The 18919-nt window shown below is 67.0% G+C and carries 18 protein-coding genes and 1 other RNA gene; 10 read left to right on the top strand and 9 right to left on the bottom strand.

The annotated features are described in order from the left end of the window. The first annotated feature begins 2 nt into the window (after positions 1-2). Both DR843_RS10535 and ssrA read left to right on the top strand, forming a co-directional pair. Positions 3-1295 carry an SAM-dependent methyltransferase gene (locus tag DR843_RS10535; protein WP_109685646.1) on the top strand — a complete coding sequence of 431 codons (1293 nt, stop codon included), beginning with the start codon at positions 3-5 and terminating at the stop codon, positions 1293-1295. Positions 1296-1389: 94 nt separating this feature from the next. Beyond that, positions 1390-1757, top strand: a transfer-messenger RNA (tmRNA) gene (gene ssrA / locus DR843_RS10530). Between the two features lie 30 nt (positions 1758-1787). On the opposite strand, the gene DR843_RS10525 is transcribed toward ssrA, so the two are convergent. Continuing rightward, positions 1788-2420 carry an SIMPL domain-containing protein gene (locus DR843_RS10525; protein WP_170119833.1) on the bottom strand — a complete coding sequence of 211 codons (633 nt, stop codon included), beginning with the start codon at positions 2418-2420 and terminating at the stop codon, positions 1788-1790. A gap of 50 nt (positions 2421-2470) precedes the next feature. Between DR843_RS10525 and DR843_RS10520 the strand changes: the two genes are divergently transcribed. Continuing rightward, a complete protein-coding gene (locus tag DR843_RS10520; protein ID WP_109685642.1) occupies positions 2471-3877 on the top strand; it encodes an NAD-dependent malic enzyme in 1407 nt (468 codons plus the stop codon). A 198-nt stretch (positions 3878-4075) separates the two neighbouring features. Continuing rightward, complete coding sequence (locus DR843_RS10515; protein WP_109685640.1) at positions 4076-6121, top strand: DEAD/DEAH box helicase; 2046 nt, start codon at positions 4076-4078, stop codon at positions 6119-6121. 65 nt (positions 6122-6186) lie between these two features. Here DR843_RS10515 and DR843_RS10510 read toward each other — a convergent pair whose 3' ends face one another. Further along, the gene (locus DR843_RS10510; RefSeq protein WP_109685638.1) at positions 6187-6813 is read right to left on the bottom strand and encodes a YqgE/AlgH family protein; all 627 of its coding nucleotides are present in this window, start codon (positions 6811-6813) and stop codon (positions 6187-6189) included. A gap of 38 nt (positions 6814-6851) precedes the next feature. Between DR843_RS10510 and DR843_RS10505 the strand changes: the two genes are divergently transcribed. After that, positions 6852-7163: a DUF3039 domain-containing protein gene (locus DR843_RS10505; RefSeq protein ID WP_109685636.1), complete on the top strand. Its 312-nt coding sequence runs from the start codon at positions 6852-6854 to the stop codon at positions 7161-7163. An 11-nt stretch (positions 7164-7174) separates the two neighbouring features. Here DR843_RS10505 and DR843_RS10500 read toward each other — a convergent pair whose 3' ends face one another. Genes DR843_RS10500 through DR843_RS10480 form a run of 5 tightly spaced genes read right to left on the bottom strand, consistent with a single transcriptional unit; the run spans position 7175 to position 12314 of the window. Continuing rightward, positions 7175-8260: an ABC transporter ATP-binding protein gene (locus DR843_RS10500; RefSeq protein ID WP_109685634.1), complete on the bottom strand. Its 1086-nt coding sequence runs from the start codon at positions 8258-8260 to the stop codon at positions 7175-7177. Beyond that, positions 8257-9090, bottom strand: coding sequence for an ABC transporter permease (locus DR843_RS10495; RefSeq protein ID WP_109685632.1), 834 nt, complete (start codon positions 9088-9090; stop codon positions 8257-8259). The genes DR843_RS10500 and DR843_RS10495 overlap by 4 nt, the downstream gene beginning before the upstream one ends. Next, entirely contained in the window at positions 9087-10025 is a 939-nt protein-coding gene (locus DR843_RS10490) for an ABC transporter permease (RefSeq protein ID WP_211310221.1), read from the bottom strand. Before DR843_RS10490 ends, DR843_RS10495 begins: the two co-directional genes overlap by 4 nt. A gap of 1 nt (position 10026) precedes the next feature. Continuing rightward, positions 10027-11187: an ABC transporter substrate-binding protein gene (locus DR843_RS10485; protein ID WP_109685630.1), complete on the bottom strand. Its 1161-nt coding sequence runs from the start codon at positions 11185-11187 to the stop codon at positions 10027-10029. Further along, positions 11184-12314 (bottom strand): TIGR03364 family FAD-dependent oxidoreductase, encoded by a 1131-nt coding sequence (locus DR843_RS10480; protein ID WP_109685629.1) that lies wholly within the window; start codon positions 12312-12314, stop codon positions 11184-11186. The genes DR843_RS10485 and DR843_RS10480 overlap by 4 nt, the downstream gene beginning before the upstream one ends. 179 nt (positions 12315-12493) lie before the next feature. Here DR843_RS10480 and DR843_RS10475 point away from each other — a divergent pair, with 179 nt between their 5' ends. From DR843_RS10475 to DR843_RS10455, 5 genes are read left to right on the top strand one after another with little or no spacing between them, the layout of a single operon-like run. Next, entirely contained in the window at positions 12494-13174 is a 681-nt protein-coding gene (locus DR843_RS10475) for a phosphonatase-like hydrolase (RefSeq protein ID WP_109688835.1), read from the top strand. A 12-nt stretch (positions 13175-13186) separates the two neighbouring features. Beyond that, positions 13187-14941 carry a DEAD/DEAH box helicase gene (locus tag DR843_RS10470; protein ID WP_109685627.1) on the top strand — a complete coding sequence of 585 codons (1755 nt, stop codon included), beginning with the start codon at positions 13187-13189 and terminating at the stop codon, positions 14939-14941. 20 nt (positions 14942-14961) lie between these two features. Further along, entirely contained in the window at positions 14962-15927 is a 966-nt protein-coding gene (locus DR843_RS10465; RefSeq protein ID WP_109685625.1) for a Dyp-type peroxidase, read from the top strand. 31 nt (positions 15928-15958) lie between these two features. After that, positions 15959-16759, top strand: coding sequence for a family 1 encapsulin nanocompartment shell protein (locus DR843_RS10460; RefSeq protein WP_109685623.1), 801 nt, complete (start codon positions 15959-15961; stop codon positions 16757-16759). A gap of 9 nt (positions 16760-16768) precedes the next feature. After that, positions 16769-17332, top strand: coding sequence for a manganese efflux pump MntP (locus DR843_RS10455; RefSeq protein WP_109685621.1), 564 nt, complete (start codon positions 16769-16771; stop codon positions 17330-17332). Positions 17333-17380: 48 nt separating this feature from the next. On the opposite strand, the gene DR843_RS10450 is transcribed toward DR843_RS10455, so the two are convergent. Both DR843_RS10450 and DR843_RS10445 read right to left on the bottom strand, forming a co-directional pair. Then, entirely contained in the window at positions 17381-17626 is a 246-nt protein-coding gene (locus DR843_RS10450; RefSeq protein ID WP_146202550.1) for a DUF6290 family protein, read from the bottom strand. 206 nt (positions 17627-17832) lie between these two features. Continuing rightward, entirely contained in the window at positions 17833-18894 is a 1062-nt protein-coding gene (locus DR843_RS10445) for a DUF4037 domain-containing protein (protein WP_109685617.1), read from the bottom strand. Positions 18895-18919: the final 25 nt, after the last annotated feature.

The following is an 18919-nucleotide window of genomic DNA, read 5'->3' as shown; positions in this document are numbered from 1 at the left end:
GCATGACGCGAAGCAACGGAACGATGACGATCGGTGACGTCGTCACCAAGCTGATCGGTCAGGACGCACCGTTCAGAGTGACCGCGTATGACGGGTCCTCCGGTGGCAATCCGAATGCGCCGTACGCCGTGCACATCGAGAACGAGCGGGGCATCCGCTACTTGATCACTCACCCGGGCGAGCTGGGTCTTGCCCGGGCCTACGTGAGCGGCGACCTCACGTTGTCCGGGGTCGACCTTGGCGATCCGTACGACTTCCTGAACGTCTTCTGGAGCGGTTTCGAGCCGAAGACCCCGCCACTGCGGGAGATCCCGGCGATACTGTCGGCGGTCGGCCTGGGCGCGTTGAAGCCGCCGCCCCCGCCACCGCAGGAAGCGCCATCGCCATGGCGGCGGGCGGTCGAGGGGCTGCGGCACTCCCGCAAACGGGACTCCGAGGCGATCCACCACCACTACGACGTCAGCAACGAGTTCTACGAGATGGTGCTCGGGGACTCCATGACCTACACCTGCGCCTGCTATCCCGGCGAGGACTCGACGCTGGAGGAAGCGCAGTTCCACAAGTACGACCTGGTCTGCAAGAAGCTGGGTCTGGTTCCGGGGATGCGGCTGCTGGACATCGGCTGCGGCTGGGGCGGCATGGTGCGGCACGCCGTGGAGCATTACGGCGTGACCGCGCTGGGCGTGACGCTGTCGCGCGAACAGGCGACCTGGGGCCAGCAGAAGGTCAAGGAGCTCGGCCTCGATGACCGCGCTGAGATTCGCTACAGCGACTACCGAGATGTCGCCGAAACGGGTTTCGATGCGCTCAGCTCGATCGGGCTGACCGAGCACATCGGCGTGCGCAACTATCCGACGTACTTCCAGTTCGCGATGGAGCATCTGCGTGACGGGGGCCGAATGCTGAACCACAGCATCACCCGTCCTGACAACAAGGCGCCGTCCCTGACCAAGGGTGGATTCATCGATCGCTACGTGTTTCCCGATGGCGAGATCACCGGGGTCGGAACGATCATCACCGCCATGCAGGACCAGGGGTTGGAGATCAGGCACGTCGAGGACTTGCGCGAGCACTACGCCCGCACCTGCCGGGCCTGGTGCGTGAACCTCTCGGAGAACTGGGACGCGTGCGTCGCCGAGGCGGGTGAGCCCACGGCCAAGATCTGGGGGTTGTACCTGGCCGGCTCGTCGCTGTCCTTCGAGACCAACCGGATCCAGTTGCACCAGGTGCTGGGCGTGAAGGTGCCGCAGTCCGGGGATGCGTCGTATCCGCTGCGGCCGACGTTCGGCGTCTGAGGCGGCTGATCCCCGGGCGGGCGAAATATCCGGTTGCGGTCGGGCGTTAGGATCAACGAGCCAACTGAATAGTGTGACGCGCCTGCTTCATCATGGGGGTGATCGGTTTCGACGTTGATCGCCGTCGCAGGGGAAGCGGGTCGAGGATGCACGCTTATCTCGTTAACGATGCGTGCAAAACCAATAGGTGCCAACTCCAAGCGCACCGACTTCGCCCTCGCCGCCTGAGCGAGCCTCGAAGTCCGTCAGCCTGAGCTAGTTTCCGACTCAGTGCCTGGCGTCAGCTAGGAAACTTGCTGCATCGTCTCGTCGGGGGGCGGTGCGGGACTCTTACCCGACTGGGCCTGTCACAGAACGTGTGCGTGCGAGCTGCGGGGCCGAGAAAATCCATAGCGCACTGCACCCGGAGAAGTCCTGTCTCGCCGTTAGCGGACGCGGGTTCGATTCCCGCCACCTCCACTTCACGCAGGCGCGTCACACCAGTTGCTCAGCTCACAGGAGTTCGTAGACCACGACGATCGTCGCGGTCACCGTGAACTCCCCACCCTCAATCATCGGGCTGCCAGACTCTGCTGACATCATGCGCATCGCCTTGGGCTGCAACGGAATCGGGCCACTGGACGGTGAAGTGTCAATGGCCAGGACCGGACCCAGTTGACGCCCGGCCAGGCGTGCGAGTTCGGTTGCCTGGGTCCGCGCATCTTCGAACGCATCGCGCTGGGCGCGGGCGCGTAGGGGATCGGTGTCGCTGACGGCCAGGTTGACCGATTCAACCCGCAGGTCGTCGCCTGCCGCATCGGCGGCAGCGGCGATGATCGCAGCCGAGGCGTCCAGACCGGTGCGGACCGCGAAACGGTGCCGCGCGACGTACCCACTCGGGACGTTCTTGTTCGGATCCCAACCCCGGTCCAGGGACAGGCCAGCGGTCTGCAGGTCGTGGTCGGCGACGCCACGCTCCTTGATGGCGGCGACCAGGCGCTGCGCCGTGGCCGCCGCAGTGTTGAGCGCCTCCGGCGCGCTGGGCGCGGTGTGCTCCACCCCGAGCCGCAACTCGACCTGGTCGGGCGTGGCGCCACTGGTGGCGGTCCCGGTCACACGCAACGTTGCGGACACCTCAGTCGTCATGAGCGCAGCGTGGCACACGGATTCTGGTCTACGCATCAGTAGGGGTCACAATGAAGTACGTGACTGTGCAGCCGTCCGTGTCGAACTCGATCACCATTCGCCTCTCGTTGCCCGCGCGGCCGACCGCCGTCAGCGAACTGACCAGCACGGTGGATGAGGCGGGCGGACTGGTCACCGGTCTGGACGTCACCTCCTCCGAGACCAACCGCATGGCGGTGGACGTCACGATTGCGGCGCGGGATCCGCAGCACGCCGACCACGTTGTCGGGATGATCGCCGACATCGCCGGTGTCGAGATCGGCAAGGTCAGCGACCGCACGTTCCTGGCGCACCTGGGCGGAAAGCTCTCGATCGAGTCGAAGGTACCGATCCGCAATCGTGACGACTTGTCGTTGGTCTACACCCCGGGTGTCGCCCGGGTCTGCATGGACATTGCGGCTCACCCGGAGAACGCGCGCCGGCTGACCATCAAGCGCAACACCGTGGCCGTGGTGACTGACGGGACGGCGGTCCTGGGCCTGGGCGATATCGGCCCGTTGGCCGCGATGCCGGTCATGGAAGGAAAAGCCGCGCTGTTCAAGCGGTTCGCGGACATCGACGCGTTCCCGATCTGCCTGGACACCAAGGATCCCGATGAAATCGTGCGCACGGTGAAGGCGCTGGCGCCGGTGTTCGCGGGGATCAACCTCGAGGACATCTCGGCGCCGAGATGCTTCGAGATCGAGCACCGGCTGCGCAAGGAATTGGACATTCCGGTCTTCCACGACGATCAGCACGGCACAGCGGTCGTCGTCCTGGCCGCGCTGACCAATGCGCTGAAGGTCGTCGACAAGAAACTCGCCGACGTGCGCATCGTGCAATGCGGCGCTGGTGCCGCCGGAACGGCGATCACCCGGCTGCTCCTGCACGCCGGCGCGCGCGACGTGGTCGTCGCGGACATCCACGGTGTGGTGAGCAGGGACCGAGACGACATCGTCGCGGGGGAGAACCCGTCGCTGGCGGCTCTCGCGCGGGACACCAACCCCCGCGGAGTCAGCGGCACGCTGCAGGAGGCTCTGGTCGGAGCGGACGTCTTCGTCGGAGCCTCTGGGCCGAACATCCTTACCGGTCAAGACATTTCGACCATGGGTCATGACGCCATCGTCTTTGCGCTGGCCAATCCGGTCCCAGAAGTCGCTCCCGACGAGGCCGCGCAGTACGCCGCGGTGGTCGCGACCGGGCGCAGCGATTTCGCCAACCAGATCAACAATGTTCTGGTCTTCCCGGGCATCTTCCGGGGACTGCTCGATGCGGCAGCCAGCAAGGTCACCGAGAGCCTGCTCCAGGCCGCGGCGATCGCCCTCGCCGCGGTCGTTCCGGACGATCAGTTGAACCCGACGTACATCATTCCCAGCGTCTTCCACCCGGACCTGAGCAAGATCATCGCGGCGGCCGTGAGTCGCGCTGCACGGGAGTAGTGAGCGCGCTCACGTCGCTGGTGGTCATGAGCACCGCCGGTTACCCGCTACGATGGTGACATCCGATCTTGCGTTCTTGAGGTCAGTCTTCTTACGCCGGGCCACCTCCCGGTCGTTGTGTGAGCGCTGAGATCCGGCGGCCTGTCATCCGGACAGGACGAACCGCCCGCCAGTTGCCACCTGTGAAGGAACGCACCCATGTCACGTCATTCGACTACGCCTGCCGCCAAGACGGCTGGCAAGAAGCCGCGTTGGACCCGCGAGCAGAAGCTCGCTGCCCAGAAGGGCAAGAGCAGCAACGCATACGCCAAGGATTCCAAGAGCCGCCCGGAGCGCGAGAGCCGTCCGCGTCGCGAGGACAACCGTTCGTACGGTGACCGTCCGCAGCGCAGCGATGACCGTCGTTACGACAACCGCCGGGACGAGAACCGTTCGTACGGCGACCGTCGGGACAACCGCTCCTACGGTGACCGTCCGCAGCGCAGCGACGATCGTCGTTACGACAACCGCCGGGACGAGAACCGTTCGTACGGTGAGCGTCGCGACAACCGTTCGTACGGCGAGCGTCGGGACAACCGGTCCTACGGTGACCGTCCGCAGCGCAGCGATGACCGTCGTTACGACAACCGTCGGGACGAGAACCGTTCGTACGGTGAGCGTCGCGACAACCGTTCGTACGGTGAGCGTCGCGACAACCGGTCCTACGACAACCGTCGGGACAACCGCTCCTACGGTGACCGTCCGCAGCGCAGCGACGATCGTCGTTACGACAACCGCCGCGACGACACCCGCTCCTACGGCGAGCGTCCGGAGCGCCGTACCCACTCCCGCCCCCAGCAGACCACCACTACCCGCGCCGCCGCCGCAGCACGCATTCAGGAACCAATCGACATGTCAGACAACGGATTCGCCGCCCTCGGGCTACCCGAGGTGCTGGTTGAGCGCCTCGCTCGCGACGGCATCACCGAGCCCTTCCCGATCCAGCAGGCGGCCATCCCGGACGCACTCGCGGGCCGCGACGTCCTGGGCCGCGGTCGCACCGGTTCCGGTAAGACCCTGGCCTTCGGCCTGCCGACCCTGACCCGTCTGATGGGTTCCAAGGCGCGTCCGCACCAGCCGCGGGCGATCGTCCTGGTACCGACCCGCGAACTGGCCATGCAGGTCAGCGATGCGTTGCAGCCGCTGGTCCACGTGGCCGGCCTGCACCACAAGCTGGTAGCCGGCGGGATGCCCTACGAGCCGCAGCTGAGCGCGCTGGCCCGCGGTGTCGACCTGTTGATCGCCACGCCCGGCCGCCTGAGCGACCTGATCGCCCGCGGTGCCGCCGACCTGTCCGCGGTCCAGATCGCGATCCTGGACGAGGCCGACCACATGGCCGAGATGGGCTTCCTGGAGGCCATCACCGAGATCCTCGACCTGGTCCCCGAAGGCGGTCAGCGGTTGCTGTTCTCGGCGACTCTCGACCGCGGCATCGACACGGTCGTCGACCGCTACTTGACCGACCCGGTCACCCACTCCACCGACGACGGCACCGCATCGGTGACCACGATGGAGCACCACGCGTTGCTGATCGAGCCGCGCGACAAGAAGGTCGTCACCGCGGAGGTCGCCAACCGCACCGGTCGCACCGTCGTCTTCGTGCGCACCAAGCTCGGTGCCGACCGTGTCGCCACCGAACTGCGTGAGCAGGGCATCGTCGCCGCCGCCTTGCACGGCGGTCTGAACCAGGGTCAGCGCAACAAGGTGCTGGGTGCCTTCAAGGACGGCCGCATCCCGGTCCTGGTGGCCACGGACGTTGCCGCTCGCGGTATCCACGTGGACGACGTGAGCCTGGTCCTGCAGATCGACCCGCCGGCCGACCACAAGGACTACCTGCACCGCGCCGGTCGCACCGCTCGCGCCGGCGAGGCCGGCACCGTGGTCACCCTGGCCCTGCCGCACCAGCGCAAGGGCGTGCAGCGTCTGCTCGACGAAGCCGGGGTCGGCATCCAGCTGACCAAGGCTCGCCCCGGCGACGACATCATCGCTGCCGCCGGTGGCAGCCGCCCCTCGGGCGACTTCGTCAGCCAGTCCACCTTGGAAGACCTGTTGACCCCGCCCGGGCAGCGTGACCGCGGCCACCGGGGTGGTCCGCGCGGCTACCGTGGCGGCCCGCGCCGGCCCGGCCAGGGACGTGGCGAATACCGCGGCGATCGTCGCGGCGGGCGCTCCGAGCGCAGCTACAGCCGCGCCGGTCGCGACTGACCGAACGCAAAGCGTCGCAGAAGGGCGGCCGACCCGTAATCCGGGTCGGCCGCCCTTCTGCTGTTTCAGTTCAGGGCCGGATCGCCTGGGAAACTGGACACAAAGGCGACGGTGCTGCGCTGGCGCCGGGCCACACAGGCCCACAAGTCATGCGGACGAGTGGTGAAGGCGTCGTCGGTATGGGCGTCCACGACGTACCACGCACCGGCCTGGATCTCGTCCTCCAGTTGGTCAGGCTCCCACCCGGCGTACCCCGCAAAGATCCGCAACGCACCGACCTCCGGCATCACCACGGCGGGAGGGGCGTCCAGGTCAACCAGGGCAACATCGCCGAAAAGCCTCTTGATCCCGATGGATTCGTCGTCGCCGGGGATCGCCACCAAGCCCAGCGCAGTGTCCAGCGAGACCGGGCCACCCTGGAAGATCGTGTCCGGGGCCGTGACGTGGTCCTGCCAGCCGGGCAGCACCGCATCCACTTCGGCGGCCAGCGGGCGGTTCAGGATCAGCCCGTGGGCGCCCTCGTGGTCGTGGTGCAGGATCAGCACCACCGAGCGCTCGAAGACGTTGTCCTCGTCGACCTCGGTGATCTGGTCCACCTGCAGCAGCCCGTCGTCGCCCGCACCGACGGCTGGCAACTGCTCGTGCCGCACGCGCGGTACGGCGATCAACAGCCTGCCGGTCAACGGATCCACACCTCATTATGCGACGTCGCAGCCCTTACTCTTGAGCTATGAGCACTCCGCTTGACGAGCCCACCGCACCGGGCGCGCCGCAGCCCGCCCCGGACGGACCCCGCACCACCACCAGCGTGCTGGAGCGCGAGGAGGTCGAGGAGCAAACCTGGGAGCCCGGCGATCATGAGCGCTTCGCGCACTACGTGCGTAAAGAGAAGATCCTGGAGTCGGCGCTGTCGGGAGAAGCCGTGACGGCCCTGTGCGGCAAGAAGTGGATCCCGAACCGTGATCCGGAGAAGTTCCCGATCTGCCCGACCTGCAAAGAGATCTACGAAGGTCTGCGGGCGCCGCAGGACGGGGAAGACTAGCGCGCGGCGCGCTAAGGCGCTGACGGCTGGGGCGGCGCCACGAGTGCCGGACCGTCAGGAAGGCTGATCGAGCAGCGGGCACCGGGCGGGTACGACGAGGCGACCTCCGAGGGTACGTCCGCCGAGGCGGACTCCTCGCCGCGCCGAAGTTGCAGACGCGTCGTTGCGCCTCGGAACGTGGCCACGAAGACTTCCCACACACCCTCGACGTCCGGGCGGATCCGCAGTGCTTCCGGACGCACCAGCACTTCCACCGGCGTTCCTGCGCCGCCCGGCGAGGCTCCGCGGATGGGCAACGTCTGGTCACCGATCCGCACCGAAGACCCATCGACCATGATCGCCTCGAGACGGTTCATCGTGCCCACGAAGGTCGCCACAAAGGCCGTCGCCGGCTCGTCATAGAGCCGTTGCGGCGCGGCGATCTGCTCCAACCGGCCGGCGCGCATCACGCCCACCTGATCGGCCATCGACAACGCTTCCTCCTGGTCGTGCGTGACGAACAACGTCGTGACGCCCAACTCCACCTGCAACCGGCGGATCTCGTCCCGCAACTGCTCGCGGACCTTGGCATCCAGCGCCGATAGCGGCTCGTCCAGCAGCAGCACCCGCGGTCGGATGGCCAGGGCCCGCGCGAGGGCGACGCGTTGCTGCTGGCCGCCGGACAACTGATGCGGGTACTTGTCGACGTGATCGGAAAGCCCCACCAATTCGAGCAATTCGGTCGCTCGCGCCGAGCGTTTACCCGAGTCATGGCGGCGCATCCGTAGGCCGAAGCCGACGTTGTCGCGCGCTGTCATGGTCGGGAACAGGCTGTAGGCCTGGAAGACCATGCCCATATCGCGCTGGTTCGGGGGAAGACCCCGCACGTCGCGCCCCCCGACGGCGATCGTGCCGGCGTCAGGAGAGTCGAAGCCCGCCAACAGCCGCAGCGCAGTGGTCTTTCCACACCCGGACGGACCGAGGAGGGCCAGGAGCTGTCCACCGGGTATGTGCAGGTTCAGCCCGTCGAGAGCGACCGTGCCGGGGAACACCCGTCGTACGTCATGGAAGTCGACATCGACGCCGACCTGTTCATCCGCGATGGGCAGGGTACTCACGATGCGGCGCCTTTCTGCCGGCTGGACGTGACGACCGAGAAGCCGATCAGCAGGACCCACGTGAAGCCCAGACTGATCAGCGACAGAGCGGTCGTGAGCCGGCCGTCGGTGTTGTTGAACTGCAGCAACCAGACCGTGAACGGTTGGTACTGAAGGATGCTGGCGACGGTGAACTCGCCGAACGCCAAGGCGAAGACCAGGAGTGCCGCGGTCACGACGCTGCTGCGGAGCGTCGGCAGAGCGACCCGCCACAAGACCGCCCACCAACTCGCCCCCAGGCCTTGTGCGGCTTCGACGTACGTCGTGAGGGGGACCGCGCGGATCCCGGCGTCGAGAGCGCGAAAGGTGAAGGGCAGCGCGAGTACGACGTACAACAGCGGAAGGATCAACGGCGGGTGACTGTTGAGCAACTGGTTGGTCACCTGCCAGCGGGCGCTGCTGGTGTCGGTGGTGTTGCCCCAGGCGATGACTTTGCCGACGCCGACCACCAGGACGATCGGTGGCACGACCAGCGGCAGCAGACACAACACTTCGACGACAGGACGCAAACCGGGTAGTCGCAGGTGCAGGAGCAGCATCGTCGGGACCATGAGGATCAGCGTGACGAGGACCGCGACGGCCGAGATCTCCAACGAGAGGAGAACGGCGTCCAACAAGCCTGGGGCGGAGGGAATTTCGGTGTACGCCCCGAAGTCGACGCCGTGGGTGTTGCGGATGGAGAACCAGAAGGCCGCGGCGAGCGGCCCGATGAAGTAGACCGCCGCGACCAGCAGGACCAGCCAGCGACCCCAGGGCAGGGAGCGCGCGCGGCTCGCATCGACGGCGCTCATCGCAGCCACCGGGCGGTGCGCCGTTGCAGGAAGAGATACAGCGCGGTCAACGGAATGATCAACACCATCAGGTCCAGCGCCAGCGCCGCCCCGACGTTCGCCTGGTCGGCCAGCACGTTGCCGGACAGGACAGCGGCGATCTGCAGGGGCGTCAACGCGAGTGTGCCGTTCGTGAGTGCTGCTGCGGTCGCGTACGCAGAGATCGCACTGCAGAAGAGCAGCGCGAGCGCGCCGAGGAAGCTGGGCAGGAGGACCGGGGTGGCGACGTGCCGCCAGTACTGCCACCGGCTGGCCCCGAGATTCAGGGCTGCCTCACGCCACTGCGGACGCAGGCCTTCCAGGCTCGGGATGATCACCAGGACCATCAGCGGCACCAGGAAGTACAAATAGACCACGACGACACCGCTGATGCCGTAGAGGTCAAACCCCAGGTCGGACAGGGAAACTCCGAGGTGGTCGCTCAACAGTGTGGTGACGACGCCGGCGTTGCCGATGGCCGCGACGAACAGGAAGGCCAGGGGCAGCCCACCGAAGTTGGTGAGCACCGCTGCCGCAGTCGCCGTGAGTTCCTTCAGCAGGCGGCTGCGGCTGCTCACGATGGCCTGGGCCAGCAAGAGCCCCAGGACACCCGCGAGGACGGCATCGATCAGCGAGACCTTGACGGAGTTGATCAGGCCGGTGCGGTAGGCGCCCTGCAGCGAGGTGGACATGTTGTGCAGCGTGAAGCCGCTGCCGGACGCCGGCTGAAAGGCGGTGACGAGCAGGATCACGGTCGGCAGGATGAAGAAGACCGTGATCATCGCAAAGAACGGCAGCATGCCCCACAGCGCAGGCACCCGCATCCGGCGGCGCGAAGGTGGCGCGGCCGCGCCGGGCGCATCGGACGCCAGGTCCGGGACGCCCGGCGCGGCCACCGTCAGGTCGAAATCAGCCACGTCAGCTGACAGCCGCTGACCAGTTCTGGGTCAAGGTCGTCTTCGCCTTGGTGATCTGGTGCTGGCTCGGGAAGGTCGGCGTACCGTCGACGGCTGGCAGCTTGGCGGCCGCTGCCTTGTCGATCGACGCGTCCTGGGTCATCGCGGTCATCTCGGCCGGACGCGCGTACCCGGCCAGGAAGCCGTTCTGCCCCTCCGCGCTGTAGAGGTACTCCTCCCACAGACGCGCAGCCGCCGGGTGTGGTGCGTAGGCGCTGATCGCCTGCGCGTAGTAGCCCGGCAGCTTCGCATCGCTCGGGACAACCGTCTTGAACGTGCTGACCTTTTCTGCCTTGGCTGCGTTCAGGTAGTCCCAGTCCAGGACGATGGGTGTCTCACCGCTCTGGATCGTGGCTGCGGTTGCCTGGACCGGAACGTAGACGCCGTCCTTCTTGAGTTTGCCGAAGAAGTCGATGCCCGGCTGGATGTTGTCGAAGGAGCCACCGTTCGCCAGCGCCGCCGCCCACACCGCGTTGAAGGCGGCGTTGGCCTTGGTCGGGTCACCGTTGAGCGCGACCTTGTCCTTGTACTCCGGCTTGTCCAAGTCGGCCAGGCTGGTAGGACAGGACGTCACCCTCGCGGTGTCGCAGCCGATCGAGACGTAACCGCCGTAGTCGTTGAACCAGTTGCCATCGGCGTCCTTCAACGAGTCCGGGATCTTGTCCCACGTCGCCACCTTGTACGGCGCGTAGAGCTTCTCCTGGGTGCCGCTCAGGGCAAACGCCTGACCGACGTCGACAACATCGGGTGCGGTCGGTTGGCTCTTGAGGGTTTTGATCGCGGTGATCTCGTCCGCACTCGATCCGTCAGGGTTGGCGTCGGTGATCTTGATGCCGTACTTCTTGGCGAAGTCGTCCATCAGCGTGCCGTAGTTGGCCCAGTCGCGCGGCAGCGTGATCACGTTCAACTGACCTTCGGCCTTGGCCGCCTTCACGAGCGCGTCCATGCCGCCGAGGTCGGCAGCCGAGGTGGCCTTCGCGGCGGTGACGCCGGACGAGCCCGAGCCGGTGGCGGTGCCGCCGGAGCCGGACGCCGAGGTGCTGGCACAACCGCTGAGGGCCAGCGCGCACAAGCTGATGGTGGCCGGCGCGGCCACGATCCAAGAACGACGAGGGATGTTCATTGCGTACCTTCTGTAAGAGGGGTGCCGACAAGCGTCGGCGACAACTGGTCGACGACGTCCGCCGCCAGTCCGAACGAGGTGGTCATGCCGATGCCCGATGTGACACTCACAACGTGAACGCCCGGCGACGGTTCGGCGACCAGGAATGGATCTGTGGCTGACGCGTAGACGCCCTGCCAGCGATACCGCACATCAAAGTCGCCGATATCGAGCAGATCCCGAATCTTGTTTATTATCAGGGCATCCCACGATTCAACGGCGAACACGTCAGGCACCTGGTCGTAGGAGTGGGTGTCGCCGATGACCAGGTCGCCGTCCGGGCGTTGGGTGAACATCAGGTTCAGGCCCGCCGCCGCCGCTTCGGGTTCGTCGCGGCCGATGCGGGCGCGAACGTCGGCCAGGCGGGAGCTGACCGCGAAGCCCGCGTACCGCAGCATCGAGTGGCCGGTGAGTACGGCGGGGCGGATCGTGAGGTCGCGGTGCGGGCGGATCTGCAGCATGTGCAAGGAACACCGCTTGATCGGCGCCCCGAGGCCGGGGAAGAGCCGGTCGACGTCGTGGTTGACCGCTACCACGACATCGCGCGCCTCGAAGACTCCCCGGTTGGTGCGTAGGACGCCGTCGTCGACCCCGTGCACGGTGGTCGACCAGTGGAAGTCGACCCCCTGATCAGCCAAGTAACGGGCGATGGCAGGTACGGCGCCCCGAGGGTCCACGCGTAGGTCACCGGGCAACAGGGCGCCTCCGATGGATCCACGCACCGGCGCAAGTCGTTGCACGGCAGACGGATCCAGCAGTTGGACCAATTGCGCACCTCGTGCGGCCGCAAGATCGTGCAGCACCGCCCACTCGTCGTCATGGCGGGCCACCACCAAGGTGCTAGCCTCGCGCGCCCAGAAGCCAGCGGCGTCGGCTACGTCCAGCCAGTGCTGGCGGCCGCGGTGGGCATACCGCAGCGCATCGCCGTCCTGGACGGTGATGCAGCAGTGCCCGAAGTTGCGGATCGAGGCACCGACCGCGCGTGCGTCGCGGTCGACGACCACCACGCGTAAGCCCTTGCGGACCGCGTGGTAGGCGTGCGCCAGGCCGACGATGCCCGCGCCCACCACGACCAGATCGGCTGTCATCACGCTGCCAGTGCGCCACCTGCGCGGAGAGCCGTCAACCGGTTCAGAGATTTCCCAGCCAGCGTTCACTGGCTGGATGAATTGCGTTACGACAGTGCGCTATTCGTTCACTTGCCGGACATGTTGGGCTCGTGCGAAGCGGTGCGGGCACCGCAGTCCGGGCCGTAGGCTTGCCGACTGTGACTACCGCTCCCGCGATCGCTCTGGTCGCCTTCGACATCGCCGGCACCACCGTGCAGGAGGGCGGTCAGGTCTACGTCGCTCTGGAGGATGCCGTCCGGGCGCTGGGCGCTGATCCCACTGCCGAGCAGATCGAGAGTTGGATGGGCGCCGACAAGCGTGCGGCGATTCGTGGGCTCCTGACGGCCAGTGGTATCGAGGCCGACCCGGAGGTGATCGAGGCGGGGTTTGCCGATTTCCGCGCTCGGCTTGACTCGGCGTACGTCAAGCAGCCGCCCACCCCGATGCCGGGCGTCCTCGATCTCTTTGCTGCCCTCCGCGCGCGCGGCACCAAGGTCGCGCTGACCACGGGATTCGACCGGACCGTGGTCGAGCAGGTCCTCGCGGCCGTCGGCTGGGACGAGACCACGCTCGATGCGGTGGTCTGCGTCGACGATGTGGACGCAGGGCGGCCCTCGCCGGCGATGATCCAGCGGGCCATGCAGCTGACCGGTATCTCGGACCCGGCTGCGGTGGCGGCCGTCGGGGATACGGTGCGCGACATCGGCGCGGGACGGGCGGCGCAGGCCGGCCTGGTCGTGGGGGTGCGCAGCGGGGAAACCGATGGGCAGGCCCTGAGCGACGCCGGAGCGGACGTCGTGATCGACAGCGTTGCGGACCTGCTGGGCGTGCTCCCTTAAGCTGGACGGCCTATGAGCACCTGGGCCGCCTCGCATCTGCCGCCGGCCTTCCCGGACCGGGCGCCCTGGGGCACCGCCGCCAAACTGCGGGCCTGGCAGCACACCGCGCTGGAGGAGTACTTCGGCGAAAACCCGCGCGATTACCTGGCCGTGGCGACCCCGGGCGCGGGGAAGACGACCTTCGCGCTGACCCTGGCGGCACGCTTGCTGCGCGAGGGTGAGATCGAGCAGATCACGGTGGTGGCGCCCACCGAGCACCTCAAGACCCAGTGGGCCGATGCTGCCGCGCGCGCCGGGATTCACCTCGACCCGCGGTTCACCAACGCCCAGGAGGAGCACGCCAAGGGCTTCCACGGGGTGGCCGTGACCTACGCCGGAGTGTCGATGCGCCCGGCCCTGCACCGGATCCGCACCGCCCGCCGGCGCACCCTGGTCATCCTGGACGAGATCCATCACGGCGGGGAGAACAAGTCGTGGGGCGACGGTCTGCGCGAGGCGTTCGACCCGGCGTACCGGCGGATCGCCCTGACCGGCACCCCGTTTCGCTCCGACACCCACCCGATCCCGTTCGTGCGCTACGAGGAGGGCGCCGACGGCATCCGCCGCTCGGCCAGCGATTTCACCTATGGCTATGGCGATGCCCTGCGCGACGGCGTCGTGCGCCCCGTGCTGTTCATGGCGTACGGCGGGTCCATGCGCTGGCGGACCAAGGCCGGGGACGAGGTCAGCATCCGGCTCGGGGAGCCGGTCACCAAGGACGTGACCGCTGCCGCATGGCGGACCGCGCTGGACCCGACGGGGGAGTGGATCCCTGCCGTGCTGCGCGCGGCGGACAAGCGACTGACCGAGGTACGACGACACGTACCTGATGCAGGCGGGCTCGTCATTGCCTCGAATCAGACTGCGGCCCGGGCCTATTCGCGGATCTTGACCGACATCACCGGTGATCGGCCGACCGTGGTGCTCTCCGACGACGCGGGATCGTCGAGCCGCATCGAGCAGTTCGCGCAGTCCGAGGATCGCTGGATGGTCGCCGTACGCATGGTGTCGGAAGGGGTTGACGTCCCGCGTCTGTGCGTCGGGGTCTATGCCACCTCCGCGTCCACCCCGCTGTACTTCGCGCAGGCGGTCGGGCGCTTCGTGCGCGCCCGCCGCCGGGGTGAGGTCGCGTCGGTCTTCCTGCCCAGTGTCCCGCCCGTACTGCGGCTGGCGGCGTTGATGGAGGAGCAGCGTGACCACGCTCTGGACCGTCCGCGTGCGGCGGGGGAGGACGTGTGGGCGGAGTCCGAGGAGGAGATGGCCGAAGCCAATGTCGGCGAAAAGGCCTCGGACAGTGGAGAATTCGCCTTCGAGGCGTTGGAGTCTCAGGCGGAGTTCGATCACGTGCTCTTCGACGCCCAACAGTTCGGTCTCGCCGCTCACGCCGGAAGCGCTGAGGAGGAGGCCTACCTCGGCCTGCCCGGGCTGCTCGAACCGGACCAGGTGGCCCACCTGTTGCGCCAGCGCCAGTCCCGGCAGGAGGCAGCCAGCCGCAAACGTAACCACGACGGACCGGAGCCGCTGGCGGCGCACCGCGCCCTGGCCGCCAAACGCAAGGAACTGAACTCCCTGGTCGCGGCGTACGCCCGTAAGACCGGCACGGCACACGCGCTGATCCACGCCGAACTGCGGTCCACCGGTGGCGGACCCGCGTTGGATCGGGCTTCCACGCAGGACGTCGACAAGCGGATCGAGTTGATCCGACGCTGGTTCGTCGGACGCCGATGACCCGGCGGTAGAGTCGGGCCGTGGCCTCCCAACACGTCCTTGCTGAGCCCGCAACGGCCGCGATCTTCCTGGTCGCGACGGTCGACGACGGTGGGATCGACGGGATCCGAGACCTGCTGGCCGATCTGGCCGGGCTCACGCGCTCGGTGGCGTTCCGCTCCCCGGAGGACAAGCTGACCTGCGTTGCGGGCGTCGGTTCGCGCGTCTGGGATGGCCTGTACGGCGAGCCAAGACCTGCCGGGTTGCACCCGTTCCAGGAGGTGGCCGGGTCCAAACACACCGCGATCGCCACGCCCGGTGACCTGCTGTTCCACCTGCGGGCCCGGCGGATGGACCTGTGCTTCGAACTAGCCCGGCAGATCAGCCTGCGGTTGGCCGGTCTGGCGACGGTCGTCGATGAGGTGCACGGGTTCAAGTACTTCGACCAGCGCGACGTGCTCGGCTTCGTCGATGGGACCGAGAACCCGGATGACCAGGACGCCGTCGACGCGGTGACGGTCGGGGATGAGGATCCTGCCTTTGCTGGCAGCAGCTACGTGATCGTGCAGAAGTACGTCCACGACATGGCCGCCTGGCAGGCGATCAGTGTCGAGGAGCAGGAGCGGGTCATCGGCCGATCCAAGGTCGACGACATCGAAATGTCCGACGCCGTCAAGCCGAAGAACTCGCACATCGCGCTGAACGTCATCGAGGACGAGGACGGCAACGAACTCGACATCGTGCGCGACAACATGGTCTTCGGCAACATCGCCGACGGGTCGTTCGGCACCTACTTCATCGGGTACGCCAAGGATCCGGAGGTGATCGAGCGGATGTTGCAGAACATGTTCATCGGCGATCCGCCGGGCAACTACGACCGGATCCTGGACTTCTCCACGGTCCTCACCGGCAACCTGTATTTCGTGCCGACTGCGAATTTTCTCGAAGACCAGCCGTCGGCGCCGCCCGCCGCGGACAGTTCCCTGGGTATCGGCAGCCTCAAGTAACTTCGGCTTCAGTCACTACGGAAGGTCAGTCATGAACAACCTGCACCGCGAACTCGCCCCGATCTCCGCAGCTGCCTGGCAGGAGATCGATGACGAAGCCCGCCGCACGTTCACCGAACGCATCGCTGGGCGGCGCGTGGTCGACGTACCCGATGCTGCTGGTCTGGAGTACTCGGCGGCGGGCACCGGGCACATCCGCCCGGTCGAAGCTCCGGTGGCCGGCGTCAGCGCGCAGCAGCGGGTCGTGCTGCCGACCTTGGAGCTGCGGGTGCCGTTCTTCGTGGATCGCTCGGCGGTGGACGACGTGGATCGCGGCGCCCTGGACTCGGACTGGCAGCCGGTCAAGGACGCGGCGACGCTCATCGCCACGGCAGAGGATCACGCGATCTTCCACGGATCCGAAGCGGCGGGGATCGAGGGCATCGCCCCGGCGAGTTCGAACGCTGCGGTGGCGTTGCCGGCGAAGGTCGAGGACTTCCCGGCCGCGGTCGCCCACGCGCTCAACGCCCTGCGCCTGGCGGGTGTGGAGGGTGACTACTTCCTGGTCCTCAACGACGACCTCTACACCGAGGTCGCCGAAACAACCGACCACGGGTACCCGATCCGCGACCACATCGCCCGCATCCTCGGTGACGGCAAGATCATCTGGGCGCCGGGCGTCGAGGACGCGCTGCTGGTGACCGATCGTGGCGGCGACTTCACCTTGCAACTGGGTCAGGACCTGTCGATCGGCTACTTGTCGCACGACGCCGAGCGGATCCAGCTCTACCTGCAGGAGTCCTTCACCTTCCTGGTGCACACCTCGGAAGCCAGTGTCGTCCTGAAGCGCTGAGCGGCTCACATGTCGCTCCTGGAGATCCTGCTCATCGCGGTAGGGGTATCGGCTGACGCGTTCGCGGTGTCGCTGTCCCAGGGCGTGACCATGCGGCGCTTCCGGTGGCGCCACGCGCTGCTGATCGCCGGGCTGTTCGGCCTCTTCCAGGCGCTGATGCCGCTGCTCGGCTGGTTGCTGGGGAAGGGTTTCGCCGACGCGATCAGTGGAGTCGACCACTGGATCGCCTTCGGGTTGCTGGCGTTGATCGGCGGCAAGATGCTCTGGGAGGCCTTCCAGGACGACGAGGAAGAGGATGACGAGCCCTCGCTGGATCTGCGCGGCCTGCTGATCCTGGCCGTCGCCACCAGCATCGACGCGCTCGCGGTCGGCGTGAGTTTCGCGGTGCTGCCGGTGAACCTGCCGCTGGCGCTCACGGTGATCGGCGTGGTGACCTTCGTGATCTCGCTGATCGGGGTGCGTCTTGGTCGCTCGGTCGGCTCCTGGCTGGGCAAGCCTGCGGAGATCCTCGGCGGACTGATCCTGATCGGGATCGGTCTGCGGATCGTGCTCAGCCACACCGGCGTGATCTGAGTACGGCGGCCCGGGGTCGCTCAGGCAACCCCCTCTGGCTGTGCGTCCTCAGGCGGACCGTTCTTGATCCAACCGCTCCAGAATCCAGGAACGGACCAACGTCGAGGGCGGCAGGTGTTTGGCCGCCGCGACCCGCTGCACCTCGGCTTCCTCCTGTTCGCTCAACCGCACCGAGTACACCTTGTGGCGGTTCGGGCGAGTGCCTACGGCCCTTTCCGGGTAGGAGGCGTCCTTGGTCTCTTCCGACTCCTGTCGCAGGTCGGCTGCGAGATTGGGATCAATCGTCTGCGCCATCGTCATCTCCTTGCTCGTACAAGCGGCGGTCGGCACCGGTGGCCGGCCCATTCGGGCTCCACACCGGCCCCACCTGGATATCGCTGTGGTCGGGGCTGGATGTAGGCGGCTGACTCTGAATCCCACCGGAGCCGCTCCGTCACAGTCTCAAGACTAAGCCCGTCTTACGATGTAGTACAGGATGTTCTCTGATCGAGGTGGCAGCCTTAGCTGCGCGATAGTGAGCACCCGCCGGGTTGGATTCCGACGACGTATCGCCGCGCTTCGGCATTCACCAGGAGGTCCACGTTGTCCGACCGCTGTTCGGCGCTGCCAAGTCCGGGCGCAAGCCGTCGGACCGACGGGTCACGGACGGAACCCAGCAGATTGGGAACCATTGTCGGATTCACACAGACGAAGGGCCGATCCCAGAACGGAACACACGCCGGCGCAGCGGTTGGGAGGCCGCAGTCGTCCTGTTGATTGGCCAACACTTCAAGGGCGGCGGCGAAGTGCCGACCGCGGGACTGCCAGTCGCCGGCGGTCATCACAGCGTCCAGACTGGGACCGATCGTTGATGCGAATGGCAGTTCATCGAACAGGGTCCCTCGCCACTTTGAATACGGCGCCCATCTCCGGTTGAGTAGAAATCCCAAGTGCATTCCCACGTCGACCAAGCGGGCTGCGATCACCCGGGATCCGAGGTCATCACCGCGCTGGCCAGCACGTTGCATCAGCGGCAGCTCCTGGTCGATGCGCTGCCAGTCGCATGCGATGAGGTAGCGCCAGAGGTCGTCGGGGTACCACGTCAAGAAGTTCCGTAGTGAACTCAACTCACCGCTGGTGTCCTCGAAAACCTCGCCACCGGTGATTTCCAGCACGGCTTGGCCGCTCAGTGACAACCAGTCGGGCACAGTCGTTCCCTGCAGCGGGTTGAAGCCCAGCGTGCTCTGGGCAAATCGATGCACGCTCAACACGTCCAGCGCAAGAACAGGTTCGGACTGGCCGCTGAACGTCAGTCTCGTGGGGTGGTCGAGATAGTCGTCCGGGAGCTGCGCCAGCAGAACCTCGGCCACGCGTGTCCGCGATGGCTCCGGCACGAACAGCTGCAGCCGTAGGCCCCAGTCGTGGTCGCGGGACATCTCATCGTCCAACCCCAGCACGTCGGATCCCGACCCGACACGTGCAGCGGCCCGCGGCATTTCCGGCATGGCCCGATCAAGCAGTGGGCCCACAATGTCGAACCAATAGCTGCGTGCCAGGTCGATGCCGGAACCCCCGCTGTTCATGGTCGCGAGCCTAGGACAGCACTCG

Origin of the sequence: Branchiibius hedensis, from assembly GCF_900108585.1 — a bacterium.
Classification (GTDB): domain Bacteria; phylum Actinomycetota; class Actinomycetes; order Actinomycetales; family Dermatophilaceae; genus Branchiibius; species Branchiibius hedensis.
This window is presented reverse-complemented; position numbering and strand designations above follow the sequence as displayed.

What these genes read in the sequence shown, in the direction of transcription:
- DR843_RS10505 (WP_109685636.1), top strand. Translation starts at nt 6,852, where the DNA reads ATGAGCACTCCGCTTGACGAGCCCACCGCACCGGGCGCGCCGCAGCCC.
- DR843_RS10495 (WP_109685632.1), bottom strand. Translation starts at nt 9,090, where the DNA reads ATGAGCGCCGTCGATGCGAGCCGCGCGCGCTCCCTGCCCTGGGGTCGC.
- DR843_RS10525 (WP_170119833.1), bottom strand. Translation starts at nt 2,420, where the DNA reads ATGACGACTGAGGTGTCCGCAACGTTGCGTGTGACCGGGACCGCCACC.
- DR843_RS10485 (WP_109685630.1), bottom strand. Translation starts at nt 11,187, where the DNA reads ATGAACATCCCTCGTCGTTCTTGGATCGTGGCCGCGCCGGCCACCATC.
- DR843_RS10450 (WP_146202550.1), bottom strand. Translation starts at nt 17,626, where the DNA reads ATGGCGCAGACGATTGATCCCAATCTCGCAGCCGACCTGCGACAGGAG.
- DR843_RS10460 (WP_109685623.1), top strand. Translation starts at nt 15,959, where the DNA reads ATGAACAACCTGCACCGCGAACTCGCCCCGATCTCCGCAGCTGCCTGG.
- DR843_RS10445 (WP_109685617.1), bottom strand. Translation starts at nt 18,894, where the DNA reads ATGAACAGCGGGGGTTCCGGCATCGACCTGGCACGCAGCTATTGGTTC.
- DR843_RS10480 (WP_109685629.1), bottom strand. Translation starts at nt 12,314, where the DNA reads ATGACAGCCGATCTGGTCGTGGTGGGCGCGGGCATCGTCGGCCTGGCG.
- DR843_RS10515 (WP_109685640.1), top strand. Translation starts at nt 4,076, where the DNA reads ATGTCACGTCATTCGACTACGCCTGCCGCCAAGACGGCTGGCAAGAAG.
- DR843_RS10520 (WP_109685642.1), top strand. Translation starts at nt 2,471, where the DNA reads ATGAAGTACGTGACTGTGCAGCCGTCCGTGTCGAACTCGATCACCATT.
- DR843_RS10455 (WP_109685621.1), top strand. Translation starts at nt 16,769, where the DNA reads ATGTCGCTCCTGGAGATCCTGCTCATCGCGGTAGGGGTATCGGCTGAC.
- DR843_RS10470 (WP_109685627.1), top strand. Translation starts at nt 13,187, where the DNA reads ATGAGCACCTGGGCCGCCTCGCATCTGCCGCCGGCCTTCCCGGACCGG.
- DR843_RS10535 (WP_109685646.1), top strand. Translation starts at nt 3, where the DNA reads ATGACGCGAAGCAACGGAACGATGACGATCGGTGACGTCGTCACCAAG.